The organism is Geotalea sp. SG265 (genome assembly GCF_022808985.1).
GTDB lineage: Bacteria > Desulfobacterota > Desulfuromonadia > Geobacterales > Geobacteraceae > Geotalea.
In genome coordinates this window covers 154,952-180,759 of record NZ_JAKZFT010000006.1, presented here as the reverse complement: position 1 = coordinate 180,759, position 25,808 = coordinate 154,952, and the positions used below count along the sequence as shown (strand labels likewise).

Here is a 25,808-nt window from a genome sequence, read left to right as displayed (position 1 = left end):
GTATACTTAGCGGGCGGTGCCGACTGCCAGTTCGCCTTCGATAAGTTTCACGGTGGCGAAAATCTCGCTTTGCGGCCCCTGGCGCTGCAGAACGGACTTGAATCGTGGATCGCGCAGGGCGTAAGCCAGCTTGGACAGCAGGTGCAGGTGGACTTTTACCGTGGGGCTGATGAGCAGGAAAATGGTATCTACCGGTTTATTGTCAATGGCTTTAAAATCAATGGGATTGGCGAGAAAGCAGAGGGTGATCATGGCGGTGTCCACGTGGAGCAGGATGGGATTTCTTACGTGGGGAATGGCGATGCCGTCGCCGATGGCAGTGGTCCCCAGCGCTTCCCGGGCCATGAGCACCTGGAGAATATAATCCTTATCTACCTGGGGGGGGAGCTTGAGGAGGGAGATGATATTCTTCAGCACCTCATCCTTGGTTTTTCCCGCAATATCCTGGTGGGTTCCCCCCGCCTTCAGGACCTGTGACAGGCTGGGCATGTTTATGTCGGGTTCTTCTGGTTCGGTGAATATCTCCGGGGAGAGGCTCAGTCGCTGTGCCGTGGCCCATTCGAGAAGGTCCACGCGGTTGAGGCGGTATTCCTCGTTAACTTTGCAGGCCGAGATCTGGTCCTTTTTTATCCAGCGCAAAACGGTTCTTTCAGGGACATGGAGCAGTTTTGCCGCCTGTGAGACGGTCAGGAGCATGAAATTCCTCTACGCACGTTAAGGATGAATACTTGACAGATTTTGTAATGATATAACCCCGCAGGGGGGGATGTCAATAATTAGAAAGCCTGAAATTAAAGAAAAGAATCGGCAGCAGCTGGAATGTGGCGATTTTCGGCAGGGCGGGGCGGGAGTTTGTCTCTATTCGGCAGCAGCTTCATTCGACCAGAACCGGCGCTGCAGTTCGTCCATGAGCGGTGCGAGGCTCTTGCGGTCGGTAGCGGAGATGGCGATGGCGTCCAGGCGGCGGGAGACCTGCCGCACCTTCATGGCGGTCAAGGGATCTCGTTTTTTCATGTCGGGGAGCAGGTCGGCCTTGTTGAAGACCAGCAGTCGCGGTTTGGCACCCAGGTCCAGTTCTTCCAGGATCGTTTCCACCTGGGAAATGTGCTCCTCGAAGCGCGGATTGGAGCAATCCACCAAATGGAGCAGCAGGTCCGCATCCTGCAATTCTTCCAGAGTGGCCTTGAATGCACCCATGAGCGATTTGGGAAGGGAGCGGATGAATCCGACCGTGTCGGTGATGATCACCTCGCGGTCCCGGGGGAAGCGGAGCCGCCGGGTCGAGGTGTCGAGGGTGGCGAAGAGCAGATCTTCGGTGAAGACGTCGCTCTGGGTGAGGGTATTGAGGAGGGTCGATTTGCCGGCATTGGTGTAGCCGACGATGGAGATGATCGGCAATCCCGCCCGGACCCGTTTCTGCCTGCGCTGGTAACGGCCGTGGGAGAGCTCCTTCAGTTCCTTTTCCAGCCGGGCAATCCGGTCGCGAATGCGTCGCCGGTCTATTTCCAGCTTCGTTTCACCAGGTCCGCGGCCGCCGATCCCCCCCATCAGGCGCGACATCTGCACACCCCGTCCGGTCAGGCGCGGCAGCAGGTATTTGAGCTGGGCCAACTCGACCTGCACCTTTCCGTCCAGGCTTTGGGCGCGGCGGGCGAAAATATCCAGAATCAGCTGGCTGCGGTCGATGACCTTCAGTTCGGTCATGGCTGAAATGGAGCGGATCTGGGTCGGGCTCAATTCCTGGTCGAAAACCAGGAGCGATGCATTCAGCTGGAGGGCACGGATCACCACATCGCGCATCTTCCCTTCTCCCATGAGGAAACGGGGGTTGAACTGGCGCGGCCGCTGGATGACCGTATCGAGAACTTCCACCCCGGCGGTTCTGGCCAGCTCCTTCAGCTCTTCAATGGAGTCCTCCGCCTCGTCCAGGGATGCCTTGGTCACGGAAATAAGGATGCCGCGCTCTTCCCCTTTCTTCACCACCCGCGTGCCGTTGGCAGCCTGGTGCAGGGAGGTTTCAAGCGTTTCGACGAAGGCGCTGAAATCCAGATCGAAGCGGCTAAAGGGCTGGGGACGGTCCGTTCTGTAGGGGGCTTTGCCGGGGGTGTGGGGGGCCAGGTAGCCTATCTGGATGGAAAACTGACCCTCCACCGGCGAGAGTTGCAGGGCGGCCACCAGGTCGAGCCTGAGCAGGGCCAGGTCGGTCAAATCGTCGTCGGTCAGGGATTCGCCCTTCAGGTGGGTGTGGATCAGGCGGAGTTCCCGCAGTAGCTTCTTGCCCAGCGGGTAATCGGAAAGCTCCGGGATATAGAGCCCCCGCTCGTCGCCGACGATGACGTACTCTACATCGCCGGAACGGTTGACCAGGAGTCCCAACTGGCGCCGTATTTCCCGGGAGAGTTCCACCAGTTCCCGGGCAAGGTCAGTGGTAACGACCTCATGGGGAGGGACGCGCCGGCGGTAGAGCCGCTCCAGTCCCTTGTGCTGGCTCGGCTTCAAGCCGGTGAGATTGCCGTGAAGTTGTTTTATATGAGTTCTCCCGAGGCGAGAATTACACTCAAAGTCCTATAATATTATAGCCCGAATCGACGAAATGTATTTCTCCGGTAACGCCCCGTGCCAGCTCGCTGGAGAGGTAGACTGCCGCTCCGGCCACGTCTTCCTGGGTGATGTTGCGGCGCAGGGGTGCTTTGGATGCCACGTGCCCCGCTATCTGGTTGAAGCCGCCGACGCCGGACGATGCCAGCGTGCGCAACGGTCCGGCAGAGATGGCATTAACTCGAATGCCATCCGGTCCCACCGCTTCGGCAAGGTAGCGGATGCTCATCTCCAGTGCTGCCTTGGCGACCCCCATCACATTGTAATTGGGGAATACCTTCTGGCCGCCGTAATAGGTGAGGGCCAGGATGCTGCCGTTATTCTTCTGCAGCAGCGGCATCGCTTCCCGTGCCAGGGCGATGAGGGAATAGGCGCTGATGTCCAGGGCCATGGCGAAGCCTTCCCTGGTCGTATTGAGAAAGGAACCCTTCAGCTCATCCTTGTTGGCAAACGCAATGGAGTGGACGAGAATATCGAGACCTTCCCATTTTTCCCCCACCTGGCCCATGACCTGTTTGATGTCGTCGTCGTTTCTCACATCGCAGGGGATGGTCATTGCCGCACCGATGCTCTCGGCAAGGGGAATGACCCTTTTGGCGACCGCTTCGTTGGCATAGGCAAGGGCGACTTCCGCTCCCTGCTGCCGGAAAGACTCGGCTATGGCCCATGCGATGCTCTTGTCGTTGGCGACGCCGAATATCAAAGCTTTTTTTCCTTTCAGCAAACCCATGCTGCTACCTCCTCTAAATTCAAAGGCTGCAAAACCCTCATGTCTTAATGCGCAATGAACGGCGATATTAGTAAAAAATACTTATTTTGGCAAGAAATATGGCTGCAATATGGTTTAATAACACTGGAGGAGACCGGCTGTGCCAGAAAATCTTTCCGAAATCGTGGAGGAGACCGAGCGGCGAGCCCGGATGGCCCATGTGGATAATGCCGTGCAGAGCCTTTGCCGGTTACTGGCAAAAACGGCGCACTGCAGCTGGGTCGTCATTTATCTGCTCGACAGGGACTTGAAGGAATTCACCCAGGGGCGCAGCTGCGACTATTCTTCCGCCCGGCTCGACCTGCTCGGCAGCATGCCCTTGTTGCCGAAAAAGAGCCATCTCCTGAAAAAGCTTCTTCAGGAAAGAGGCTATCTTCTCCCGGAAGAGCCGGAGGGCCTGTCGCTGTTTGCGCCGGTGCTCGACCATTTCCGAGAGGAATTCCATCTGATTTTTGTGCCGATGCTGGTCAACAAACGGATGACGGGCGTTGCTCTGATTGCCAGGGAAGGGGTGCATCAACCCTTCAGCACGGCGGAGATAAGCCTCGTTCAGGACATCGTCTCCAATGCCGCGCTTGCCGCCAGCTATTCTATCTTGCTGGACGAATCTCTCGATCTGGCCGTGGAGATGGGGCGAAGGGTTGATATCATTTTCGCCCTGGATGAAATCAACAAGGCCATTTCGTCCTCCTTGAGCCGGGAAAAGATCATTGCTACGGCCATGCAGAACATAGAGCGGCTCATCCAATGCGATCTGGTGGTCCTTTTCGGTGCGGAGAACGGCGCTCTCGCCATTATGGCCTCGGCCTGCTTTTCTGCGGATCTCTCCGAGGAGCTGCGAAAGGGTGCCCGTCCTCAATTGGAAGGAAGTTGTGTCAACAAGGCCTTCGAGAGTGGCGAGAGTTGTTCCATCGGCACCTTGAGGACGATGGGGGGGCTGTCCTACCTGGATGATCTGCTCTGCTCGAAAGGAATGCAGTCTTTGCTGGCCCTTCCAATGATAAGCAAGGAAAAGGTAGGAGGTGTGCTGCTGCTTGGCGATGCCGATGCTGACCGCTTTCTCAAGGATGATATCTTTGCCGTGGAGAAAATTGCCGGGCAGATAGCCGTGGCGCTTGTCAATGCCCAGCTTTACGAAGACCTGGAAAATCTCTTCATCGGTACCGTTACAAGCCTTGCCAATGCCATAGATGCCAAATCGGCCTGGACCAAAGGGCACTCGGAGCGGGTCATGCGCGTTGCGGGCGACCTGGCCAAGGCTCTCAAGCTGGATGAGGGAACCATAGAACGGGTGAAGATCGGAGGGCTGCTCCATGATATCGGCAAGATCGGCATCATCGAAGCGCTCCTGGAAAAGCCGGAAAAAATCGCTGAAGACGATTTTCCTCCCATGCGCCTTCACCCCGAAAAGGGGGTGGCGATACTTGCGCCCATCGAGCAGTTGAAAGATATATTGCCGGGCATACTGCACCACCACGAGCGCTACGACGGCACTGGTTATCCGGGCCGGCTGAAAGGCGAGGATATCCCGCTCGAAGCGCGGATTATCACCGTGGCGGATTCCTTCGACGCCATGGTTTCAGTGCGGCCTTACAAAAAGGGGTATTCGGTGGAGGATGCGTTGCAGGAATTGCAGCGATGCGCCGGGACCCAGTTCGATCCGCGCGTTGTTGAATGTTTCTGCCGTCACATTCGAGATAAAATGAAGAATCAGTAGCGGCCTGTTTTCAGGTCAGTCCCCGGCGGACTCTACCGGTGATATTGGGGCCGTATCGCCCGGTGGAGGCGTTTCAACCGCTTCCAGCCTTGCCAGCCGTGCTTCGATTGCCGTCAGTCTCCGCTCGCCCTCTTCCGCCAGCATCACCATCCGGTCAACCTTGCCCTTGATACTGAAGATGACGAAGGGGAGAATGAACCAGATCACCGTCAGGAAAAACCCGAGGATCGAAGCCATCATCATGAAACCGCCGAATACCTCCATGGAGCTCTCCTTCCTGGTGCGGGTCGGTTACAGCGCCTGTTCCAGCGCCCTGGCCAATTGATCGGGGCACGAAGTGTCCCCCTGGCAGGCAATTCCCTTGAGCCTTCTGATCGCCTCTTCCACGGCCATTCCCTTTACCAGTGCGCCGACAGCCTGGGTGTTTCCGGCACAGCCATTGATAAAGGAAGCCGACTGGATGATGCCGTTTTCCACTTCTATGTCGATCCTCGATGCGCATGAGCCATGGGTCGTGTATCGTATCTGCACTGCATCTCCTTCTTTCGGGACAGCCGGTCCCAATGATTTTTTATTCAGATTTTACGGTTTTTCTGCTAAAACACGATCACTTACTTAAACGATCGGAGGGAGAACCCATGAAGAGTCTGTTCTGTTTCGCTTTTGCCGGGATGTTGTCGTTGGCCTTCTTTTCTTCGGCTGCCGCGACGGAATCAGAAACCTGTCGTTGCGGCAACGGCATCGTTTCCATCGGCGACGCAATGGTTGAGGTCATTGCCAAGTGCGGCGAGCCCACTGTCAAGACCCAGCGCGAGGAAAAAAGGGTGCTGCAGGACAAAGACAGGAATAAGAAGAGCTTCAGCATCGTCACCATCGATGAGTGGAGCTACAACTTCGGTCCCAATGCCTTCATGTATGCCATCAGGTTTGCCGACGGCAGGGTAGAGCGGATCGACAGCCTCGATTACGGATATTAAGAGAGATTAAGCTGCACCATCAACTGTGGCTTTCAGAAGGGCATCCATCTCCGTCCTCATGTAAAGAATATGCTTTTCTACCGCACCATGGAAGCCGTAGAGGGCATAGTCCGCCATGATCGGATCAGTAGGGTCTCCGCTCATGACGAAGCCTTTGGCCGCCGGATCTATTTCCAGAAGGCGTATCATCGCCTCCTTGCCCCCCATTTCTCCGGGGATGTTGAGATCGAGAAACACAGCCGCGAATGGGTTTCCCCCATCGTGGGCGGCGCGGTATGCTTCCACTGCCGCTGTCCCATCGGCAACGCAGATAACCTCGTAGCCGGCCTTGCTCATGGTTTGCTCGGCAATAAAGCGGATCATCTCATCGTCGTCCATGACGAGAATCTTCTTTGCCGGTAATGACTCCAGCTTTTCCATGCTCTATCCTTCCATGCGCAGACGGCCGAGAAATGCTTGCTCCTGAACAATATTAAGGTATACGACGGCCATGGCAAGTGGGATAAATGCAGCAGTTTACCTCTTGCCGGTATGGAAACACAGGGAAGAGGACAATGTCAAAGGAAAAAATACCGGTTACACCGGCAGTACGCATGCTTCGAGCGGAAAAAGCCAACTTCGTTCCACACCTGTACCATTACGAAGAAAAAGGGGGCACGGCTGTCTCCGCTCGCGAATTGGGGGTTGATGAACATTGCGTCATCAAGACCCTGATCATGGAGGATGACGCCAGGCAGCCGCTCATTGTGCTCATGCATGGTGACTGCCAGGTCTCCACCAAGGAACTGGCCAGGGTTCGTGGAGTAAAAAGTGTTGCCCCCTGCGCTCCGGATGTTGCCAACCGGCATTCCGGATACCTGGTGGGAGGCACTTCCCCCTTCGGTACCAGGCACGCGATGCCGGTTTACATGGAGGAGACGATCCTCGACCTGCCGCAGATATATATCAACGGCGGCAAGCGGGGCTTCCTGGTCGCCATGGACCCGAAGGAAGCGGTGCGGCTCCTGAAGCCGGTACTGGTGCGGGTGGCGGTTGAAGGGTGAAGGGTGAAGGGTGAAGAGTGAAGAGTGAAGAGTGAAGAGTGAGGGGTGAGGGGTGAGGGGTGAGGGGTGAGGGGTGAGGGGATGGACGATGTCTGCTGCAGGGCTGCCGAGGCTGTTAGGAATGCGGAGGCGCTGGTCATAACTGCCGGTGCCGGGATGGGGGTGGACTCTGGTCTTCCCGATTTCCGCGGCGATAAGGGCTTCTGGCAGGCCTATCCCATGTACGAGCGGCTCGGCATCAGCTTTGTCGGTGCCGCCAATCCCGAGCATTTCGAGCGAGATCCCGCCTTCGGCTGGGGCTTTTACGGCCACCGCACCAACCTTTATCGCCAGACCATGCCCCATGTCGGGTTTTCCCTGCTCATGTCCTGGATCGAGCGGTTCCGCCTTGAGCACTTCGTCGTCACTTCCAATGTGGACGGCCACTTCCAGAAGGCGGGCTTTGCCGATGATCGAATGCTGGAGGTTCACGGCTCCATTCACCATCTCCAGTGCACCGTTCCCTGTTCCCTTAATATCTGGGACAACCGGGAAACCATTCCCGTCGATACCCACACCATGCGCGCCCGTTCCATCCCCCGCTGCATCAGCTGTAAAGGCGTGGCCCGCCCCAATATCCTCATGTTCGGCGACTACGGCTGGATTAGCGCCCGTACCGATCGTCAGGAAGGGCGCTTCGAGGAATTTCTGGACTCAATCCGTGGCAAGCGGCTGGTGATCATTGAGATGGGGGCTGGAACCGCCATCTCCACCATTCGTCACCTGAGCGAGCGGCTGGGTTGCCGGAAAAACGCGACGCTGATCCGGATCAACCCCCGCGAGCCGCAGGTTGATCCCCCCCAACTTGGCCTTGCCCTGTGAGGCATTGGCAGGTTTAGAGGGCATAGAGCACAACCTGTAATCTTCTCGGCATTCCGAGGCAGTTTTCATGATTTGGTAAAGGAGACGGTACGATCTATGGCAGGTGCACCGCGTTTTTACGTACGGCAATTGGACGGCATCAGGTTTTACGCCTTTCTGCTGGTATTCATTCATCATACGAAGCCATTGGGGGCTTACCCCATACTGAACGGAGTGCTTCAGAAAGTTCATGCCTACGGCTGGATGGGTGTCGATCTCTTTTTTGTTTTGAGTGCATTTCTCATAACCAGGCTGCTGCTCTTGGAGTACGACTATACCGGGTCTATCTCCATCAAGTCCTTCATCATCAGGCGCTGTCTGAGGATTTGGCCGCTCTACTACCTGATGCTGTTGTTTGGGTTTTTCATCGCGACCCGCCTCCAGGTTACACCCACCGAATTTTTCATTCCGTCCTTCTCCCTTTCGCCCGATACCGAGCGCATGTGGGACCTGGTTCGGAGCTACCTGGGGTTTTACTCGGTGTTTCTGGGGAACATTTCCCATGCCATTTGGGGCGCTCCCATGATCGGCATCGGGCTGATGTGGTCAATCAGCATCGAGGAGCAGTTTTATATCATCTGGCCGTTCATCCTGCGGTCGTTAGCCCATTCTCGGCGGAAGATCCTTATCTTTGCCATGTGTGGGCTGGTCTTCTCAGTGCTGATGCGTTTACTGCTCTACAGCCGGACAGCGCATCCAATGATCTGGGCTCTCACTGTAACGAGGCTTGACCCGATCATGCTCGGCATCATCCTGGCGCTTTGGTGCAGTGACAACTATCTGAAGCTCAAGGGAGTGCTGGGCCTGGGATTGTTGTATGCAGTGACGCTCCTTCCCGGAAATGTAGAACACCAGAGTATCCATGTGGTCTGGCTGTACCTGATGGTGGCAACTGCATTTCTCCTGCTCGTCAATGTGGTGGTGGCCAGTCGGTCGCAAGTCATGGCTGCCTTTTTCTCAAATCGTGTCGTCGTCTACCTGGGCCAGATTTCCTACGGCTTGTACCTCACCCATCAGACCATAGGGCTGATAGCGCGGCGAACAATCTTACCGAAGATGCCGGGGCTTTCCGGGTGGATGATCTATGTCGGATCATCCCTTCTCGCGACCATTGTTGTCTCCATGGTGTTGTACCATTTTTACGAGCGGACCTTTCTGCGTCTTAAGGGAAGATATTCCATCGTTGCCTCTCGCCCTGATTGTGAAGTGAAATCCTCAGGTCTTGAGAAAGGGCAGCTGGGGACGGAAAATGGGTGATCGGCATCCCGTCTTTCCAGGTTGATTGCCGGGGGACCACTTGAAACAGGACGTTCCACTGAATCAAACGCCTACATTTTCCCTGGAAAGAATCGACTTTCTTCTATTTCTTCATGCTATTCGGCTGCCAAAATAATCTTGCCTTTTCCACCCCCTATGTTAAAATGCCCAAAATTTAGGCAGTCAATCCGGTTTCATCCCCGAAAATCATTTGAATACTGTGCTTTCTATCGGCTCACTGCAGCTGGAAAATAACCTTATCCTCGCTCCCATGGCCGGCTTGACCAATCTTCCCATGCGCATTCTCGCCCGGGAAGCGGGGGCAGCGCTGACTTTTACCGAGATGGTCAGCGTCAACGGACTGGTCCGGGATGGGAAGAAAACCTTCGACCTTTTGCGTCGCCATCCCGGCGACCGTCCCATGGGGGTTCAGATCTTCGGCGACGATCCGGAGCTTTTGGCTGAAGGGGCGCGGCTGGTGGAGCCCCACGGCGAGTTGATCGACATCAACATGGGCTGTCCGGTGCGCAAAGTAGTGGGGAGCGGTGCCGGCAGCGCCCTGTTGCGTGAGCCGGCAAAAGTGGCTGCCATTGTCCGGGCGGTACGCAAGGCGACGACGCTGCCCCTGACCATCAAGATCCGTACTGGCTGGGGGACTACCGAGCATACCTTTCTTGAGATCGGCCGCATCGCCGAGGCTGAAGGGGCAGATGCCGTGACCCTGCATCCCCGCAGCCGGGCCCAGATGTTCGAGGGCCATGCGGACTGGTCGCGGATCGAAGAGCTGAAAGACGTGCTGGCCATTCCGGTGATCGGCAGCGGCGACATCTTCACCGCCGCCGACGTGGTTGGCATGATCGGTCAAACCGGCTGCGATGGCGTCATGGTTGCCCGTGGCGGTTTGGGTAATCCCTGGCTCTTTCGGGAAGCACTAGCCCTTATGGCAGGTGAAGAGCCGGTACCACCTACTGCCGCGGAGAAACGGCTGACGGCCCTGCGCCACATGGAGCTCTTCCTGGAGAATGCCAGCGAACACGTGGCGGTCCGGGAAATGCGCAAGCACCTGTCCTGGTATGCCAAGGGGGTGCCCGGCGCTTCCCAATTCCGGGCCGGGATCAACAGGATCGAAACCAAGGCGGCCATGATTGCCGCCATCGATGAGTTTTTTTCGGAGCCGGACCATGCCCATTGAGCACCTGGAAGAGTATTACGCCAACGTCATCGACAGCGTCGGCGACGGAGTGGTGGTCCTGGACGGCCAGGGGGTGGTCACCCTGCTCAATCCGGCGGCCGAGGAGATGATCGGCATCTCCGTGCGCCAGGCACGGAAGATCCACTTTTCCGACCTGTTCCGGGGCGAGGAAATCCTGCTGGACATGGTACAGAAGACCGCCCAGACCGGGATGACCATCTCCGATCATGAGAACATTGTCCTGAAGAAGAGCGGCCGGCTGATCCCGGTCAGCGCCACCACCTCTCCGCTGATGAAGGCTGATGGAGACCGGATCGGTACCATCCTCATCCTGCGGGACCTGACCAATATCCGCGAACTGGAGGAGGCCGTCCGCCAGGCCGACCGGCTATCATCACTCGGTGCGCTGGCTGCAGGGCTTGCCCACGAGATCAAGAACCCCCTCGGTGGGATAAAAGGGGCGGCGCAGCTTCTGGAGATGGAGCTGCCCGACAACGCCGAGCTCCGGGACTACACCCGGGTGATGCTCAAGGAAGTGCAGCGGGTCAACCGCATCGTCGAGGACCTGCTGGCCCTGGCTTCCCCCCGCAAGCTGGCGCTGACCAAGGTCAATCTGCACAGGATACTCGGCGATATTCTCCTTCTGCAGAAGAGGACGGTGGAGGGGCGCAGCATCACCTTCATCCAGCAGTTCGACCCCAGTATTCCCCCCATACTGGGCGATGAATCGCTTCTGACGCAGCTTTTTCTCAACCTGATCAAGAATGCCGTGGAGGCGGTGGGGGACGGGGGGCAGGTGCGGGTGAAGAGCCGCATCCTTTCCGACTACAGCATGACCCCCAAGGGGGAAAGCCGCTCCCGGCTGGTGGCTATCGAAGTGAGCGACGACGGTCCCGGCATACCCAAGGATGAAGTGGATCATCTCTTCACCCCCTTTTACACCACCAAGACCAAGGGAACCGGCCTGGGGCTTGCCATCTGTCAGAAGATCGTTGCCGAACACCGGGGAATGATCAGGGTCGATTCGGAAGCGGGCAAGGGGACGGCTTTCACGGTGATGCTGCCGTTAATTTAAAATCGTTCGAGGTCCGGGGTTCGAGGTTCGAGGTTGAAAACCTGAAAAGCCCCTGAACTTCGAACTTCGCACATCGAACATCGAACATCGAACATCGAACTTGAGGTTTTTATATGCCGATCAACAACATTCTCGTCGCCGACGACGAAGAGAGCATGCGCTGGGTCCTGTCAAAGGCCCTGAAGAAAAAAGGTTTCAACGTGGACCTGGCCAAGGACGGGGAGGAGGCCCTGCGCCATATCAAGCTGCACAGCTACGATCTGGCCATTCTGGACATCAAGATGCCCGGCCTGTCCGGTCTCGAACTCCTGGACCGGGTGCGGGAGCTGAAAAGCGACCTACTGGTGGTGATCATGACCGCCGAAGCGAGCATGAAAAACGCCGTGGAGGCCATGAAGCGGGGCGCCTACGACTACCTGACCAAGCCCTTCGATCTGGACGTCATCGACGCCATCATCGAAAAGGTCAACCGGGCTCGGGAGATGACCACCCAGGTGACCCTGCTCAAAGAGGAGCTCAAGGACCGCTATCAGCTGGAAAAGACCATCATCGGCAATTCCCCGGCCATGCGGGAGGTCTACAAGACCATCGGCAAGGTGGCTCCCAGCGACGTCACCGTCCTCGTCCAGGGAGAATCCGGGACCGGCAAGGAGCTCATCGCCAGGGCCATCCATTTTAATTCCAAGCGCCTGGGCAAGCCCTTCGTTGCCCTGAACTGCGCCGCAATTCCCAAGGAACTGCTGGAGAGCGAACTCTTCGGCTTCGAAAAGGGGGCCTTTACCGGTGCCACCGAGCGAAAGCTGGGCAAGTTCGAGCAGGCCAACAACGGCACCATCTTTCTCGATGAGATCGGCGACATGCCCCTCGACCTGCAGTCCAAGATCCTGCGCGTGCTCCAGGAAAAGGAAGTGACCAGGACCGGCGGCAGCCAGGTGATACCCGTGGATGTGCGGGTTGTGGCGGCCACCAATCAGGACCTGGAGGAGATGGTGCGGAAGAAGCAGTTCCGGGAAGACCTCTTCTACCGGCTCAACGTCATACCCCTGCACCTGGTGCCGCTCCGTGAGCGGAGCGAGGATATTCCGCTCCTGGTGGACTACTTCCTGGCCAAGGTCTGTGCCGAACTGGAGGTCCCCGTCAAGACCTGCTCTCCCGACGCCATTCGCCTGCTCACCACCTATACTTGGCCTGGTAACGTCAGGGAACTGGAAAACACCATCAAGCGCGCCGTGATCCTTTCCGGCGATCCGCTGTTGACCGCTGCCGACTTCTCCACCCTCAAAGTCCAGAGGGGTGCCGAACAGCTCCAGAGCGAAGACCTCTCCTTGGAGGGGATCGTCGACCTCAAGCTGCGCGGCTCCTTCACCAACATGGAGAAGATGGAGAGCGGCGATGTCTATACCATGGTCCTGGAGCAGGTTGAACGGCCGCTGATCCGCTTCGTTCTGGAGAAGACCCGGGGCAACCAGGTGCGGGCCGCGGACATCCTCGGCATCAACCGCAATACCCTGCGCAAGAAGATCACCGAATTGGGGGTCGAGGTGAAGAAGGACTGAACTTTGGTGATTGGTGACTTAAAGCAGTGATTGGTGATTGGTGACATTCAATAAAGATCAGGCAAAGGGGGGCGTATGGGGGTGAAGGAAAAGTTTTTTCTCGACAGCGGCAATGCGGTACTGGTGGTGATCGATGTGCAGGAGAAGCTGTGCAAGGCCATGGACGACAAGGTGCTGGCCAAGCTTTGTACCAATGTCTCCATATTGCAGGAAGCTGCGGCCGAGCTTAATCTTCCGGTCCTGGCCACTGAGCAGTACGTGAAGGGGCTTGGGGAAACCCTGCCCGAGCTGAAGGAGAAGCTCTGCTCACCGGCATTGGAGAAGATGACCTTCAGTTGCTGCGGCGACCATAATTTCACCGATGCGATCAAAAAGACCGGCCGCAAGCAGATCATCATCGTCGGCATGGAGACCCACGTCTGCGTCCTGCAGACGGTGCTGGAACTCCTGGATGCCGGGTATTACGTCCACCTGGTGAAGGATGCGGTCATGAGCCGCAAGAAGGACAACTGGCAGGTGGGTGTGGATGCTGCAGCTGCCGCCGGCGCAGTCATCACCTCCACCGAGGCCGTGCTCTTCCAGTTGTTGCGGGTGGCCGGCACCGACGCTTTCAAGAAGCTCTCCAAGCTGGTGCGGTAGGCGCTGTTCGAGTAATTGGTATGAGAAAAGCCCTGGAGACAATGGTTTCCCGGGCTTTTTCAGCTCCTGAACGCTATATTTGTGAGTTCCAGACCCTACTGCAGTGTAATATTCCTTACGTCCAGAGTGCCGTCAGAGACAACCATGGCATAAAAGGTTGAAGCCCCAGTCACGGTCTGGGAACCGGTATCGAAACCTCCCACCAAAGTAACAGATTTGGGAAGATCGGCAGTGAAGGTCTCGCCGTAATCGACGTTGCGCATATAAACAGTGCCGCCCTCCGGGGCGTTGGCGTAAAGTTCGTACATGCTGCATTCGTTTTCACCCGCCACCGCAACACCGGCACGGCTTGCTTCACAACTGTTCCCATAGGTGCGATTGTCGCAACCGCATACCGGATTCCAGAGGGTAATGCACATTTGCGGCATTGCCGCACATGTCCCTTGGCCACCGCAGATCCCCACAGGTTTGGAACAATAGTTGCCCGGTCCACATTCGCCTTTGAAGTAACACGTTGTGGCACCCGCTGCACAAAGCGGTACTGCAGCGACAACCAGGCAAACCGTTACCATCATTACCCACAGCCTTCTCATCGATCCTGTCATGTTCCCCCTCCTCATGTCATTTATAGCTGGGTTTAGTTAATTATCTTTATAACTTTTATTTTGTGGAGATCAATAGTTGGATGGCTCTTTATTTGTGTGCTGTGTGGGGAGGGGCTTTGAGATCAATTGCCGCTGGCTGCTCGGCCTATTGCGGTTCTTTTTAATTTTTCCCATTGAGCTGGGCACATATTTGGTGTAGTGATTAGCATGCGCTGCAGGCGACCGGCAGATGCAAGGTGGGGAGTGAGAAAAAGCATATACATGTAGATGCAGCGGATAAGCAGCAAAACGACCATTTGCATCTACCGGTAGATACTGGATTTGTATCTATATTTAGATAAAAGCATATACCCATAGATGCTTGCATCTAGCTGTAGATGCTTCACTCTAACTGGTCAATAAGTAGTTATAGAGAAAGAGAAAAATGAAACTACAATACCTCGGAGACTCGAAGGATAGCTTCAAATGGGACTATCATGACTTTCTGGCCGACACGCTGAAAGTGCCTTCTCTTGACGTGCTTTTCATGATGACGCCTGATGACGGTGGAGACGACGGCAAGACCCATCCATCATTATTCCCAGCAAGACGAGCCATCATTGACTTCTGTCATGAAGTTCGCAGCTCTCGAAGCGTCGAAAAAGTGAAATTGCTGCCGCAATTCACCAAAGCGAAATATCGAGTAAGAATCCATAGAAAAGAAGAACATTTCACCCACCAGAACAGAAGAGAGTATTTTGGGGCTGTCCCTTGCAATGCCGGAAAATTGTTTTTTCTCGACCCTGACAACGGCTTTGAACCTGAGAAATCATGCGGAGAGAAGCACGTCTCATATAAGGACATCCATAATCTTCTTTGCCAGTTGCCGAACGAAGCGGTTATTTCGGTGTTTCACCATTTTCGCCGCATTCGCTTCACAACTGACTTTGAAAGAATCAAGGAGCGCCTTGGCGACTGCCATGCAACCGCGATTTACTGGCACTCACTCATGTTTGTAGCTGTAAGTAAATCGAAAGAGACCATTGCCAGCGTCACAGAGGCGAATCGTAGTTACTCCGAGAATTACCCTGTGAAAGTGATTCTATAACCACGTCCTTGGACGCCGACCGCCCGAAAAACCTGGGCGGGCGGGTCAAGGCCGGCCCCGTTGAACAACAAAAATGGAATAGGAGAAACAAGAATGATGCAATGCCAACTATTGCGGGCACTTCTTAAATCGGAACGCCCCCTTTTAATGCCTGACGCATATGATGCTATGAGCGCTCGAATGATAGAAAATGCAGGATTCAAGGCCGTACAATGTTCAGGATTCAGTATGGCTTTGGCTGTAGGCTGCAAAACAGAAGATGATTTGAGCTTAGAACGGAACTTGCAGATAACCCAGGATATCATACGTGCGGTTAGTGTCCCGGTAATGGCCGACGGAGAAGATGGCTTTGGCCCTCCTGAGAAAGTGGCCGCAACCGTTAAAGCGTTTGTGAACATCGGTGCATCAGGAATTAATCTCGAAGACCAGATCCTCAGGTCAAGCGGGCATAAAGGTGTGATTGATACTGATTTAATGGTTGAAAAGATCATTGTAGCCCGCAAGGCTGCCGAAGAACGTGAAATGTCCGATCTCGTCATCAATGGCAGAACCGATGCTTTAGCTGTGGCAACGGACCGAAAGAGCGGCCTTAGAGACGCGATCGATCGAGCCACTCGATACCTGGAGTCTGGGGCTGATTTGGTTTTTGTTACTTCAGTTGTCACATTGGACGAAGCGAAAACTTTAGCGAAAGAAATCCCCGGCCCTTTAAGTATTGCCGCTGGGCTCCCCAACAACATTGGAACCTTAGCAATAGATGATCTTACAAACTGTGGTTTGGCACGAATTAGCCTTCCGACAATTGCAGTCTTCGCGACCATCCAAGCCCTTAAACAAACATTTCGTGCATTCACAGAAAAAAATGACTTACAGGAGTTGCAGCGACTCAACCTACTCTGTTCGATGGATGACGTAGCCAAATTGAAATGAAATAAATGGTTCAACCCGCGGCGGCAAGCGATCTCCGCTTTGCTCCGCTGCCCCGTTGACCATCAATTATGAAAACCCAAAAGAGCTGCAATCAGGAGAAAAAATGGGAACGTGGCCCAATGACGACGATGGTGATCTGCTGAGAGAACTGGAAAAAGATGGCTTCAACTTCGATGCGGTGCATCAGGTTGATTTCCAGATCAATTTTGAAAGATGGCCTCCGCCCCCGCAAGCTCTCCAATTTCTGGAAAAGTTGTATGGTCCTTGCGCAATCGTTGAACCTGACGAAGAATCTGATGGATATGTGGAAATAACAAAAAGAATGGTGTTAACGTATGAAGGTGTCGTCTCGGCGAAAGAAGAGATAACGATGTTGCTCAAGCCATTTACCGGTTATTGTGATTGGTGGGACTTGAGGTCAGCGGATGCCGGGTAGCGTACATTCCAATGGGCAGATCCCTCCTCTCTTCTTCGTCATTCTTATCGCCTATGGCGTCATCCATATCCTTGCCGGCTCCTATCGCTGGCCCTGGTTTCTCGAAAACCCCCGTTTGGCGCGCTTCTTTAGGCGATTCTTTGTCTTTTCCACGGAAGAAGGCAATGACTATGCTGCGGCGTTTTCCATTCTGGCCGGGATTGTCTCGATCATTACCGGGGTGTTGGGCCTGGTGCTGCTGTAACTACTCTGTGGTGGTAATCCGGAGCTAAGGTGACGGTACGGTGGGAAGACCGAAGACCAGGTGGATATTGTCGATGAAGTTTGTGAGGGTGGGGTTTTCGCTGTGGCGCCGCTTGTAGACGATGGTGCGCAGGCGCGAGCAGGAGAAGCCGGTGACGGAGTGTTCGGCCAGTTTTCCTTCGCCGATGTATTCATTGATCAGGCTCCTGGAGACGAAGGCGATGCCGCTTCCAGCGAGAACCGTCTGAATGGTCAGATGCAGGTCGTCGTGCATGATGATCCCCTTGAAATCATCGATGCTTCTGCCATGCTCCGCGAGATTCTTCTGCAGCAGGTGCCGGGAACTGCACCCTTCGCGGCGGGCGATCAGCCGCTGCTGCAGAAGGGCCTCAAGGCAGACCTCCGCCGGCATTTTCAGTGCCGGTGACGAGATGAACACCAGTTCGTCCGGAGGGAGGGGCAGGGCCACGACGCCCGCTAACCCTAAAACGGCAGAAAAGCCCGGAAGATCTTCTTCCGGGCTTTTGCATACTGCCTGAGGTTACATGCTATAGTCCGACAGTTGCATAGTTGTACTTGCTGTCCACTTGCACGCCGTTTTTGTAGACCAGCACCGTCAGTTTCTTCGTGCCGGTAGTGGTATAGGTATGCGCTGCCTGAGCGGAACTGCCTGCCGCGCCCACATTGGCCAGTGTGGTGGAGGTGCCGTCAGCCCAGTAGATCTTCAGGCTGTCGTGGTCTTTCAGGTTGCCGAAGGTAAAGGTGCTGGCAACATTACGGATGGCGGTGGTGGGGCCAATGGTCATGCCGGTAGAAGGGGGATTGACCACGTAGATGGATTTTGTTGCCGTAGCAGTTTTTCCTTCCTCATCGGTGACCTTTAAGGTGACGGCATAGGTGCCGGTAGCGGTGAAGGTTTTGCTGAGGGAAGGAGCATTGACCGTGGTGCCGTCGATGATGGACAAGCTGTAGGTAAACGATCCATTGCTGTTGACGCTCGTATCGGCCGCCAACGTGTACGGGGTGTTGACCAGCAGCTGATTCCCCGCGGTGTTGGGATCGGCATCGGGGAAGGTGGCTGAGAACTGGGCGATCGGGTCGGCACCGATGCCGTACGCCGCAACATTGTCACCGATGCCGAGCAAGTAGCTCAGCCATTGGTCGCGGGTGAAGGAACCATTTGCCCCAGTTCCGCCAGGAGCGGTACCGTCGGCCTTGAAATAACCATCAGCATCAGGGTAGAGCACTTTGCCGCGATCCAGATCGGTGGTCTTGGTATACATGACGCCGGCTTCTTCCACCTCTTCTTCGAAAGCAACGCTTCTTGGCTGGCCGAGCTTGTTGAAGAGCTCGGTACCGGTCCGCAGGTCGCCCTTGTATGCCTTGATGGTCGGGATGAATACTGCAGGCCTTTGCATCATGGTTGACGGGGATGGATCAATGATGCCGGGCGCCGGCGTCCACTGGGCATCGGCAGGAATGGCTGTACCGGTCATGTTGAAGCCGCCGTCAAAGAATTCCTTGCTTCCTGCATGACAGTCGCTGCAGCCATAGACAATAACCTTGCCGGAAGCATCATATGCTTTCGGCCTGCCGATGGCCTGTTGGCTAACAGGCTTGACCCCGTGGGTTACCTGATAGAGGCCGCCGATGTAATCAAGTCTGGTTCCATCCCAGGACTTACCCGACTGTCCAGGCTGATCCTTGATGCTGGTCCGGTAGTTCTTGTATTCTCTGATTTCATCTGGGGTGGTGAAGATGGCGTTGCCGCCGTATACGCCGACATATTTCCAGGCACCCGTAAACTTGCCATACAGGTCGTAGGCGCTTCTGTAGGCCCCAGAGCCAAAGCCTACCGGGATCGGAGCGAAGCCGCCCGGGGCAAAATTCATCCCAGCCTTCAGGTCGCGCTGAATCCACGGGTCGAAGATCGGTTCGCCGAAGCCCTGGGTAGAGTTGGCATTACCGACGGTAAGGACCTGGCCATTGACGCCGTCACCATTGGCGTCCACGGATGTGTTTGCGTCGTTGTTGAAGAGAGCCGAAACAATGGTGTTGGTCAGGTAGATTTTACGTCTGAAATTCGGGCTGGTTTTCAGGCCATTGCCGACCTTGGACCAGGTTCTCAGCGGGAACCACTCCTGGAGTGCGCCACCGATGACATGGCCAGAAGGTATTTCGGCCTGGTAGCCGGGTCCTGGCTGCTGGGTAACAGCGCAGATGGTGCCGGGGCCGTCGGTTGAGGTGTAACCGCATCTGTCATTGATGGTCTGGTTCATGCCGTTGTACATGGCTCTGGCGGCGATATTGTTATCTTCGGGTGCGGGATCCTCGAACATGCCCATCATACCTTTGCTATAATCGAAACCGACCATGGTCGGATAACGGTTACCGCTGGTGCAATCCAGCGCACGGACTGCCATGCTGACTTTTTTCACGTGACAGACAGTGCAGTCAAGGACATCCATGTGATTGCCGGGGATGAGTTTCTGCCCGCCGCTGCCGTCGGGGCCCATGGCCTTAGTAATCATGGCGGTCAGGCCTGCTTTCTGGTGTGCCACTGTGGGGTCAGGTGCATTGTAGTTGTTGACCGCATTGCCATCGGGATTGGTGCCGGAGACATGGCAGCTTTCGCACCGCTTGACCGTATTTCGCGTATCGACCTTGGTTCCTATCTGTGAGCCGTCCTCAATAGTGCCGGAACCGTCGAAACCACGGCCAGGGTCGCACTGATTCTTGTCTGGATTGGTGCTGTTGGTATCCATGTGACATCCTGCGCAGCCAATGCTGCCATGGATATCCTGCCCGGCCTGCCATGCATCGCCACGTTTGAACCAGTCAGCACGCGGGAACGGTACGGTCGATTTCTTGAGGGAGTTCTGGTCCTGCTGCTCGGGAAAGTCGGGGGACAGGCCGAGATCGGCAACAAGTGCCTCATAGTACATGGGACCTGTGCCACCTTTGTTGCTGCCACCAAAGGTAGTCATGCCGTTGATCAATCCCCTGTTGTAAATGGTGCCGCCCTGAGCCTGAAGCATGCCCAGGGACATGTAGCTGTACAGATTGGTCGCATCGATGAGCGGCGATGTGGCTGCAGGGTCCACCCATGGAGCATTCATGTCATATGCCGGCATGACCAGACCGGTCGGCCCGACCATGGGGTTGTTTGGATTGGAGTTGAGGATCATCGGTGCTGAAGAGAGGAAGCCCGCCATCATTTCCGGCAGGTTCTTCAGTGTGTTCGGGCTGTGGCACTGCTGGCAGTTGGCACTGGGGGGGAGACGCTTGATGTTGTCCACCACCGACTGCTTGAGGCTGACCGTCTGCATGCCATTGCCATCCTTCGGCCCCAGATCGACCATGGCAGCATTGTAACCACCCTGAGTCGGGCTGCCGGGCATCATATCCATCAATCCTGCACCAGCCATAGGTGCGGCATTGAGAATACCCATCTGGGCGAAGACCGAGCTCATCAGGTTGTTGTAGCCCTGGAAGTGGCAGAAGAGGCAGTCCATCTCACGCACGTTGGGCATCATCAACTGGCCGTTCTGGATGTAGGGCGCGCCATTTGCTGTTCCGCCCTCGTTCATGGCAACACTGCCCCAGCCATTGGGAGCGAGCATGGCATTTGCACCGCCCAGTGCCGGGGCCTTGTTGTCAGTGGTTGCCGGATAGGCCCAAGGAGCACGGGTGACGCTGCTTGCTGGTGCGCCTGTCTTGGGATCCCATGATTCGTATACGGTATTAAGGAAAGGAGTGATACTGTTGTCGGCCAAAGCTCTCTGGGAGAGGCGCAGACCTGCACGGTCCTTTTCAACAAGGCCGCCCCCCACATGGCAGCTGCCGCAGTTGGTGGCCATATCCCACACTGAGAGGTCAACTTTCGTGTACTTGCTGCCTGCTACATCGCCATACAAGAAAAGATCAGAATTGGGGTAGGTAAGATCCTTACCATCAGTTTGCCGCATTAAGTTCGCCACCTGGCGAAGAGAGGGGCTTCACCACTTGCCCCACATGGCCTTGGTCTGGTTCCATGGTTTCTGTCGGTTGACGGTGGTATCGAAGCCGCCGGTGGGGGAATCATTCCATTCATTGGCGCCGAGGGCCGAGTGGAAAGCATGGTCGGCCAGCGCTTCATAGCTTTTGAGAACCTTACCGGTAGAGGGTGCTACGGTCGTGCCGTTGTGGCAGGAGCCACAGGTGGCCTTGGGGCTGTACGGAAAGCCCTGCATCGGGTTCTGGGGATTGCCGCCGACAATGACCGGCATGGGGCCCGTGGGAACCTTGTTGCCTTTTGCATCGGTGGTGTATGGCACACCATATTGAACTGCCACTTCGTCATAGGTCTTCAGCTCGATGGGTGGATGAGCTGCGAGACCAGTGCCCATTGTAAGCCACAGGCCGGTGAATGTGACGCCGACTGCGGCTGCCAAAGGCAGTAAGCCTTTGTGTCGCTTGTTCATGTTACCTTCCTCTCTTTGCGTTTGTTTCGCAGTCTTGACAAAGACGGCGCTTTTGCCTACCCGCTCCGGTGGGGGCCGGAGCGGACCTGCTGCAGTAACGGCCAAACGGTTCTTGCTGAAAGGGCTTTTATTAGAATGCACTATGTATGCCCTTATTCAAATAATAGAATAAATATTGTTTCTGTCTGCATGGAGTTCGTAAAAGAGGCGCTTTATCCATGGAATGCCCATGGAGATTTTGGGTGGGGTGGGTCACATGGCCCCATCAGTGGGGGTGAAGTTGGGGCACATGACCCACATTGGGGGAGTTACTTTTGGGCGGTCTTGTTAGCGGCAATAATCGGTTTGGTGTGGCCGAAGCCGTAGACGCTGATTTTTCTCGGTCCCGACTGATTGGTCACGAAAATGAGGTGCTCCACCTCAAAGGATGGATCGGCAAATTTCCTGAAATAATCCAGATTTTCCCTGGTGACGGCGATGTCGGCCGGTATGTTGAGCGTTCCTCCCTTCGAGCCCTGCTCGCCGAAGAACATCAACACCTGGCCGTTCTGGTCAAAGATCTGCACTACCTGGCTCCCTGCATCCACCACATAGATCAGTCCGTTGTCGTCCACGGCGATGCCTTTTGGCCGGGTGAATTGTCCCGGGCGGTCTCCCAACTCCCCGAAGGCCTTGAGGAGCTTGCCGCTGCGGTCCATCTTGATCACCCTGCAGGTGCCTAGGTTGGTGACGTAGATATTGCCCTCCTTGTCAATTGCCATATTGGTCGGCAAGGAAAGGACCTCTCCCTTGCTGCTGTCCCTGCCTAGCGTGTCAAGGAGGGTGCCGCTTTCGATGTCGAAAATTTTGATACTGCTGCTGCGGTAATCCACCACGTAGAGTTCCTTGCCCCTGGCAGCCATGTCGGTCGGTTTGATCTCGCCGGTGGGAAAATGGGTTATCTGGTCATCGTATGTGAAGCGGACAATCCCCTTGGTGCCGGGGTCGGCCACATACACCGCGCCTTTTTCATCAAAAGCGATGTTTATTGGTGTTTTCAGTATGCCCTGCGGCAGCTGCTTGAACTCCTTTTCAACCAGGTCGACAATGCTGACCCGTGCGAACGGAACATCGGAGATATAAATTTTCCCGGCTGTTACGGCGATGCCATATGGTTTGGCGATTTTCTCTCCCGGTCCGGGCTCACCGGCGAACAGGGATGACCGGATGTCCCTGACGGTGGATATGCTGGTCAGGTACTGGACATGTGGTGCGTCGGGCGCAGGGGGAAAGAATATCGTCGTGGTTTGCGGTGCAGCAGCACAAGCGGAAAGGAAGGTCAATAGAAACAGGGTGATGAAGAGCCGAGGCATGGCGCCACAAAAACAGGGTATTCTGCAGTTCATGAGTGTCTCCCGGAAGTGCTGCGGCCATAGGTACATGGCAAGAGAAAGACGCAGACCGTGGCATCGGTCTGCGTCCGGTTGCGGATACGAGTGCTACTTGTCGTGGCAGGTCAGGCAGAGCTTGGACCCCTCGGCCTTGACCCGCAGCAAGGGCTTGTCTGCTGTTTTTGCTGCCGTATTGTGGACGTCGTGGCAGGATGCGCAGGTGAGCTTATTCCCCTTGTAAAGGAGCTCGGAAATCTGGGTGCATTTCCTGTCCGATGCGGGAATCCAGCCGATATTAACGTTTGCCGAGTGAATTTTCGAATCCTGTGCGGCAACGAGGTTGTAGTCGAAGCCGATGGGATGGTCGTCCATGAGATTGCCCCCGGTGTCTCCCGCAGGAGAGACGCCCGTTGGCGCGAGCACGACCCTTGATGACGTTGGGGTGAAAGAGCCCATTTTGTCGCTGTACGAATCGATTGCCGTGGTACCGTCATGACAGCTCATGCAGAGACGTGATGGGCCATCCATCATGTCCGCAGGGTCGATAACAGCTTGCAGGGTCTCGGATTTTTCCAGAAAGGTGGGGTCGGTCATGTAGTCAGCCGCGAGCAAGCCGTTGTAGGGAAGGAAATTCTGGGTGACCTGGTTTCGGTTCCAGAGGGGGTTGTACCCGCTCTGGCCGGTTGCTACGGCGTTGTGTGGCGTATGGCAGAATTTGCAGATCTGGTGGCCGGGGTCTCCCGTGTTTGTGCCGCTACTGGCAATGGGGAGATAGAGGTTCATATTGTGGGGAGAGGTTGCAATGCCTGTCCCAGCGGTGTAGTCGACCAAGCCTGCATGCGCAAGCGTCGTGCTTCCCACCAGCAGGGCGGCGGCTATGCCTGTTCGAAATATACGTTTCATAATGGTTCCTTGTTGTAAGATTTACCAACTTTGGTCCCTTTCTTTCCGTTTGGCTTCCCTCATCGTATCTGGCCGTAGCCGGATGTCTCGACCCTTCCCCCAAAGGATCAAGAACGGGATTCCTGAGAGCAATGTTAGTGCCATTATTTGAAAACAGTAATGAAATGCTGCTCTGTGAATAACTAGCTGGCTTTGCAGCTTTTTTTGCTGTTGTTACTTTCCAAATGCGAGATGACGATTTGCGGTATTGGGGGCATTTGCCCCACTGTTCACCCGTTTTTCACCCTTTAATTAGGGTGTTTCCTGCTTTGATAGCCCTGCCGCCGCTGCTCAGGCCAAACTTCTTCATCCTGTAGCGCAATGTGTCGCGGCTGATGCAGAGGTATTCCGCCGCCTTAGTCTGATTTCCGCCGGAGATTTCAAGACCCTGCCGGATCATATGCCGCTCAAGCTCGTTCATGGAGACTCCGCAGCGGTTGAGGTCGCTGCTATTGCCGCTCTTCATTTCAGGCGTGAACAGAATCGACGGCTGTTCTACCTGTCTCAGAGGCTGTTTGATTTCAAGATTCAGATAGTGTGGCGAGATGGTGGCAGACTGTTCCAGTACGACGCTGCGCTCGATGGCATTGCGCAGCTCGCGGACATTGCCAGGCCTGTCATAGGCGGTGAGGTGGACGAGGGTCTCATCAGATATTCCTTCGATCTTCTTTCCATATTCGGCGTTTAATGTGCGGACGAAGTAGTTGGCCAGCAGGGAAATATCTTCTTTCCGCTCCCGCAATGGCGGCAGGCAGATCGACATGACGTTGAGGCGGTAAAAGAGATCTCCTCTGAAGGTGCGATTCTTCACCATGCCCGGGAGATCTTGGTGAGTGGCGGCGATAATACGCACATCGGCCTGGATGTCCTGTTCGCTGCCGAGGCGGCGAAAGCGCTTGGTTTCGATGATCTTCAGGACCTTTGCCTGCATGGACAGGGGCATGTCACCGATTTCGTCGAGAAAGACCGTCCCCCCTTCGGCGAGTTCGAAGACCCCCTTTCTTGTTTTGCCCGCATCGGTATATGCCCCTTTTTCATGTCCGAACAGTTCGCTTTCCAGAAGGTTTTCCGGGATCGCTGCGCAGTTGATTTCTATGAAAGGTGCACTGGCCCGGGCGCTGTGGGTGTGTACGGCACGGGCTACCAGCTCTTTGCCGGTGCCGCTTTCGCCCAGCAGAAGGATGGTTTTTGCATCGGTCTCGGAACAGACCTTGATCATCTTGAACAGCTCGACCATTGCCGTGCTGGTTCCCACCAGTTTCTCGTCCTCGGTTTTCTTGCGCAGTTCCTGCCGGGAATAACCCGTCGTTCTGTGGCCTCTACATTTATCCAGGGCGTTATCAAGGGAATGGAGCAGCACCTCCATGGTGAATGGCTTGCCGAGGAAATCCTCTGCTCCCATTTTCAGTGCCTTGACGGCAGAATCTGCATCGCCGTTGGCACTCATGACTATCACCGGCAGATCATTGCAATCTGATTTAATCCGCTTCAGCAGATCCAGACCGTTTCCATCGGGAAGCCAAAGGTCGAGCAGCACCATGCCCGGCTGAAACCACCCGATTGTCTCCAACGCTGCGGCAACCGTGTCTGCAGTCTCCACCGTAAACCCTCTCTTGCCGAGCATCAGTGACAGGGAAAGGGCAATCAGCTTTTCATCTTCAACTATGAGAATCCTGCTCGTCCGTCTCATCTTCATTAACCTCGCCATCATGCGTCCAAGGAGAGAACACTGTGTCCATTAGCACAAACTGCTCCTTTTTAGCAGACGGAGTGGAAAAAATTTCACGACCTAATGCAAAAAATTGCATATATACTTAAAATAATTAAAACGATTTTTCATGTGCTTAGCTAATAAAATGGAAACAATAATTTCAGGTATTACTATATGCGGTATTAATGAAAGTTGGAGAGCTTAAATTAGAAAAAATTCGGTAAAATGACGGGGACAGGTCGTGCTAAGGCGAGGAGGCGGGGAACTCAATGGGAGGTGAGGGCGTCCGGGAGAGAAA

26 protein-coding genes are annotated in these 25,808 nt (G+C 55.4%); 13 read left to right on the top strand and 13 right to left on the bottom strand.

Annotated features, from left to right (window positions below; translation table 11 throughout):
* Positions 1 to 6 precede the first annotated feature (6 nt).
* The 3 genes from ML541_RS09430 to ML541_RS09420 all read right to left on the bottom strand — a co-directional run bounded on the left by ML541_RS09430 (position 7) and on the right by ML541_RS09420 (position 3,328).
* Positions 7 to 696: a PTS sugar transporter subunit IIA gene (locus ML541_RS09430; protein WP_243372526.1), complete on the bottom strand. Its 690-nt coding sequence runs from the start codon at positions 694 to 696 to the stop codon at positions 7 to 9.
* Between the two features lie 162 nt (positions 697 to 858).
* Positions 859 to 2,499 (bottom strand): GTPase HflX, encoded by a 1,641-nt coding sequence (gene hflX, locus ML541_RS09425; RefSeq protein WP_243372525.1) that lies wholly within the window; start codon positions 2,497 to 2,499, stop codon positions 859 to 861.
* Between the two features lie 58 nt (positions 2,500 to 2,557).
* Positions 2,558 to 3,328: an enoyl-ACP reductase gene (locus ML541_RS09420; RefSeq protein WP_243372524.1), complete on the bottom strand. Its 771-nt coding sequence runs from the start codon at positions 3,326 to 3,328 to the stop codon at positions 2,558 to 2,560.
* A 139-nt stretch (positions 3,329 to 3,467) separates the two neighbouring features.
* Here ML541_RS09420 and ML541_RS09415 point away from each other — a divergent pair, with 139 nt between their 5' ends.
* A complete protein-coding gene (locus tag ML541_RS09415; protein ID WP_243372523.1) occupies positions 3,468 to 5,084 on the top strand; it encodes an HD domain-containing phosphohydrolase in 1,617 nt (538 codons plus the stop codon).
* 15 nt (positions 5,085 to 5,099) lie between these two features.
* Here ML541_RS09415 and ML541_RS09410 read toward each other — a convergent pair whose 3' ends face one another.
* Together ML541_RS09410 and ML541_RS09405 are read right to left on the bottom strand one after the other, a co-directional pair.
* Entirely contained in the window at positions 5,100 to 5,348 is a 249-nt protein-coding gene (locus ML541_RS09410) for a hypothetical protein (RefSeq protein WP_243372522.1), read from the bottom strand.
* A 27-nt stretch (positions 5,349 to 5,375) separates the two neighbouring features.
* Positions 5,376 to 5,615: a TIGR03905 family TSCPD domain-containing protein gene (locus ML541_RS09405; protein ID WP_243372521.1), complete on the bottom strand. Its 240-nt coding sequence runs from the start codon at positions 5,613 to 5,615 to the stop codon at positions 5,376 to 5,378.
* 107 nt (positions 5,616 to 5,722) lie between these two features.
* Between ML541_RS09405 and ML541_RS09400 the strand changes: the two genes are divergently transcribed.
* Positions 5,723 to 6,061: a DUF2845 domain-containing protein gene (locus ML541_RS09400; RefSeq protein WP_243372519.1), complete on the top strand. Its 339-nt coding sequence runs from the start codon at positions 5,723 to 5,725 to the stop codon at positions 6,059 to 6,061.
* 6 nt (positions 6,062 to 6,067) lie between these two features.
* Here ML541_RS09400 and ML541_RS09395 read toward each other — a convergent pair whose 3' ends face one another.
* Positions 6,068 to 6,481 carry a response regulator gene (locus tag ML541_RS09395; RefSeq protein WP_243372517.1) on the bottom strand — a complete coding sequence of 138 codons (414 nt, stop codon included), beginning with the start codon at positions 6,479 to 6,481 and terminating at the stop codon, positions 6,068 to 6,070.
* 134 nt (positions 6,482 to 6,615) lie between these two features.
* Between ML541_RS09395 and ML541_RS09390 the strand changes: the two genes are divergently transcribed.
* From ML541_RS09390 to ML541_RS09360, 7 genes are all read left to right on the top strand, one after another.
* Entirely contained in the window at positions 6,616 to 7,104 is a 489-nt protein-coding gene (locus ML541_RS09390) for an aminoacyl-tRNA deacylase (protein ID WP_243372515.1), read from the top strand.
* 81 nt (positions 7,105 to 7,185) lie between these two features.
* On the top strand, positions 7,186 to 7,965 hold the full coding sequence (locus ML541_RS09385; protein WP_243372514.1) for a Sir2 family NAD-dependent protein deacetylase: 780 nt from the start codon (positions 7,186 to 7,188) through the stop codon (positions 7,963 to 7,965).
* Positions 7,966 to 8,061: 96 nt separating this feature from the next.
* Positions 8,062 to 9,261, top strand: a complete 1,200-nt coding sequence (locus ML541_RS09380; RefSeq protein WP_243372513.1) for an acyltransferase — start codon at positions 8,062 to 8,064, stop codon at positions 9,259 to 9,261.
* A gap of 211 nt (positions 9,262 to 9,472) precedes the next feature.
* A complete protein-coding gene (gene dusB / locus ML541_RS09375) occupies positions 9,473 to 10,453 on the top strand; it encodes a tRNA dihydrouridine synthase DusB (RefSeq protein ID WP_243372512.1) in 981 nt (326 codons plus the stop codon).
* A complete protein-coding gene (locus ML541_RS09370) occupies positions 10,443 to 11,528 on the top strand; it encodes an ATP-binding protein (protein WP_243372511.1) in 1,086 nt (361 codons plus the stop codon). The genes dusB and ML541_RS09370 overlap by 11 nt, the downstream gene beginning before the upstream one ends.
* A 113-nt stretch (positions 11,529 to 11,641) precedes the next feature.
* Positions 11,642 to 13,084, top strand: a complete 1,443-nt coding sequence (locus ML541_RS09365) for a sigma-54 dependent transcriptional regulator (RefSeq protein WP_243372510.1) — start codon at positions 11,642 to 11,644, stop codon at positions 13,082 to 13,084.
* Between the two features lie 75 nt (positions 13,085 to 13,159).
* Positions 13,160 to 13,723, top strand: coding sequence for an isochorismatase family protein (locus ML541_RS09360; protein ID WP_243372509.1), 564 nt, complete (start codon positions 13,160 to 13,162; stop codon positions 13,721 to 13,723).
* Positions 13,724 to 13,818: 95 nt separating this feature from the next.
* Here ML541_RS09360 and ML541_RS09355 read toward each other — a convergent pair whose 3' ends face one another.
* The gene (locus ML541_RS09355; RefSeq protein WP_243372508.1) at positions 13,819 to 14,328 is read right to left on the bottom strand and encodes a hypothetical protein; all 510 of its coding nucleotides are present in this window, start codon (positions 14,326 to 14,328) and stop codon (positions 13,819 to 13,821) included.
* A gap of 424 nt (positions 14,329 to 14,752) precedes the next feature.
* Here ML541_RS09355 and ML541_RS09350 point away from each other — a divergent pair, with 424 nt between their 5' ends.
* The 4 genes from ML541_RS09350 to ML541_RS09335 all read left to right on the top strand — a co-directional run bounded on the left by ML541_RS09350 (position 14,753) and on the right by ML541_RS09335 (position 17,025).
* Positions 14,753 to 15,415: a hypothetical protein gene (locus tag ML541_RS09350; RefSeq protein WP_243372507.1), complete on the top strand. Its 663-nt coding sequence runs from the start codon at positions 14,753 to 14,755 to the stop codon at positions 15,413 to 15,415.
* Between the two features lie 93 nt (positions 15,416 to 15,508).
* Entirely contained in the window at positions 15,509 to 16,345 is an 837-nt protein-coding gene (locus ML541_RS09345; protein WP_243372506.1) for an isocitrate lyase/PEP mutase family protein, read from the top strand.
* A gap of 103 nt (positions 16,346 to 16,448) precedes the next feature.
* A complete protein-coding gene (locus ML541_RS09340; protein ID WP_243372503.1) occupies positions 16,449 to 16,781 on the top strand; it encodes a ribonuclease E inhibitor RraB in 333 nt (110 codons plus the stop codon).
* Positions 16,771 to 17,025: a hypothetical protein gene (locus ML541_RS09335; RefSeq protein WP_243372501.1), complete on the top strand. Its 255-nt coding sequence runs from the start codon at positions 16,771 to 16,773 to the stop codon at positions 17,023 to 17,025. The genes ML541_RS09340 and ML541_RS09335 overlap by 11 nt, the downstream gene beginning before the upstream one ends.
* Positions 17,026 to 17,049: 24 nt before the next feature.
* Here the strand turns inward: ML541_RS09335 and ML541_RS09330 are convergent, their stop codons facing one another.
* The 6 genes from ML541_RS09330 to ML541_RS09305 all read right to left on the bottom strand — a co-directional run bounded on the left by ML541_RS09330 (position 17,050) and on the right by ML541_RS09305 (position 25,489).
* Positions 17,050 to 17,493, bottom strand: coding sequence for a LysR substrate-binding domain-containing protein (locus ML541_RS09330; RefSeq protein WP_243372500.1), 444 nt, complete (start codon positions 17,491 to 17,493; stop codon positions 17,050 to 17,052).
* Between the two features lie 79 nt (positions 17,494 to 17,572).
* Entirely contained in the window at positions 17,573 to 20,992 is a 3,420-nt protein-coding gene (locus ML541_RS09325) for a PKD domain-containing protein (RefSeq protein WP_243372499.1), read from the bottom strand.
* Between the two features lie 30 nt (positions 20,993 to 21,022).
* Entirely contained in the window at positions 21,023 to 21,487 is a 465-nt protein-coding gene (locus ML541_RS09320; protein ID WP_243372498.1) for a hypothetical protein, read from the bottom strand.
* A 308-nt stretch (positions 21,488 to 21,795) separates the two neighbouring features.
* Positions 21,796 to 22,872, bottom strand: a complete 1,077-nt coding sequence (locus tag ML541_RS09315) for a hypothetical protein (protein WP_243372497.1) — start codon at positions 22,870 to 22,872, stop codon at positions 21,796 to 21,798.
* 93 nt (positions 22,873 to 22,965) lie between these two features.
* A complete protein-coding gene (locus ML541_RS09310) occupies positions 22,966 to 23,760 on the bottom strand; it encodes a cytochrome c3 family protein (RefSeq protein ID WP_243372496.1) in 795 nt (264 codons plus the stop codon).
* A 280-nt stretch (positions 23,761 to 24,040) separates the two neighbouring features.
* On the bottom strand, positions 24,041 to 25,489 hold the full coding sequence (locus ML541_RS09305; protein WP_243372495.1) for a sigma-54 dependent transcriptional regulator: 1,449 nt from the start codon (positions 25,487 to 25,489) through the stop codon (positions 24,041 to 24,043).
* Between the last annotated feature and the right edge of the window lie 319 nt (positions 25,490 to 25,808).

What these genes read in the sequence shown, in the direction of transcription:
- ML541_RS09430 (WP_243372526.1), bottom strand. Translation starts at nt 696, where the DNA reads ATGCTCCTGACCGTCTCACAGGCGGCAAAACTGCTCCATGTCCCTGAA.
- ML541_RS09420 (WP_243372524.1), bottom strand. Translation starts at nt 3,328, where the DNA reads ATGGGTTTGCTGAAAGGAAAAAAAGCTTTGATATTCGGCGTCGCCAAC.
- ML541_RS09410 (WP_243372522.1), bottom strand. Translation starts at nt 5,348, where the DNA reads ATGGAGGTATTCGGCGGTTTCATGATGATGGCTTCGATCCTCGGGTTT.
- ML541_RS09400 (WP_243372519.1), top strand. Translation starts at nt 5,723, where the DNA reads ATGAAGAGTCTGTTCTGTTTCGCTTTTGCCGGGATGTTGTCGTTGGCC.
- ML541_RS09395 (WP_243372517.1), bottom strand. Translation starts at nt 6,481, where the DNA reads ATGGAAAAGCTGGAGTCATTACCGGCAAAGAAGATTCTCGTCATGGAC.
- ML541_RS09390 (WP_243372515.1), top strand. Translation starts at nt 6,616, where the DNA reads ATGTCAAAGGAAAAAATACCGGTTACACCGGCAGTACGCATGCTTCGA.
- ML541_RS09385 (WP_243372514.1), top strand. Translation starts at nt 7,186, where the DNA reads ATGGACGATGTCTGCTGCAGGGCTGCCGAGGCTGTTAGGAATGCGGAG.
- ML541_RS09380 (WP_243372513.1), top strand. Translation starts at nt 8,062, where the DNA reads ATGGCAGGTGCACCGCGTTTTTACGTACGGCAATTGGACGGCATCAGG.
- ML541_RS09370 (WP_243372511.1), top strand. Translation starts at nt 10,443, where the DNA reads ATGCCCATTGAGCACCTGGAAGAGTATTACGCCAACGTCATCGACAGC.
- ML541_RS09365 (WP_243372510.1), top strand. Translation starts at nt 11,642, where the DNA reads ATGCCGATCAACAACATTCTCGTCGCCGACGACGAAGAGAGCATGCGC.
- ML541_RS09360 (WP_243372509.1), top strand. Translation starts at nt 13,160, where the DNA reads ATGGGGGTGAAGGAAAAGTTTTTTCTCGACAGCGGCAATGCGGTACTG.
- ML541_RS09355 (WP_243372508.1), bottom strand. Translation starts at nt 14,328, where the DNA reads ATGACAGGATCGATGAGAAGGCTGTGGGTAATGATGGTAACGGTTTGC.
- ML541_RS09350 (WP_243372507.1), top strand. Translation starts at nt 14,753, where the DNA reads ATGAAACTACAATACCTCGGAGACTCGAAGGATAGCTTCAAATGGGAC.
- ML541_RS09345 (WP_243372506.1), top strand. Translation starts at nt 15,509, where the DNA reads ATGATGCAATGCCAACTATTGCGGGCACTTCTTAAATCGGAACGCCCC.
- ML541_RS09340 (WP_243372503.1), top strand. Translation starts at nt 16,449, where the DNA reads ATGGGAACGTGGCCCAATGACGACGATGGTGATCTGCTGAGAGAACTG.
- ML541_RS09335 (WP_243372501.1), top strand. Translation starts at nt 16,771, where the DNA reads ATGCCGGGTAGCGTACATTCCAATGGGCAGATCCCTCCTCTCTTCTTC.
- ML541_RS09325 (WP_243372499.1), bottom strand. Translation starts at nt 20,992, where the DNA reads ATGCGGCAAACTGATGGTAAGGATCTTACCTACCCCAATTCTGATCTT.
- ML541_RS09320 (WP_243372498.1), bottom strand. Translation starts at nt 21,487, where the DNA reads ATGAACAAGCGACACAAAGGCTTACTGCCTTTGGCAGCCGCAGTCGGC.
- ML541_RS09315 (WP_243372497.1), bottom strand. Translation starts at nt 22,872, where the DNA reads ATGAACTGCAGAATACCCTGTTTTTGTGGCGCCATGCCTCGGCTCTTC.
- ML541_RS09310 (WP_243372496.1), bottom strand. Translation starts at nt 23,760, where the DNA reads ATGAAACGTATATTTCGAACAGGCATAGCCGCCGCCCTGCTGGTGGGA.
- ML541_RS09305 (WP_243372495.1), bottom strand. Translation starts at nt 25,489, where the DNA reads ATGAGACGGACGAGCAGGATTCTCATAGTTGAAGATGAAAAGCTGATT.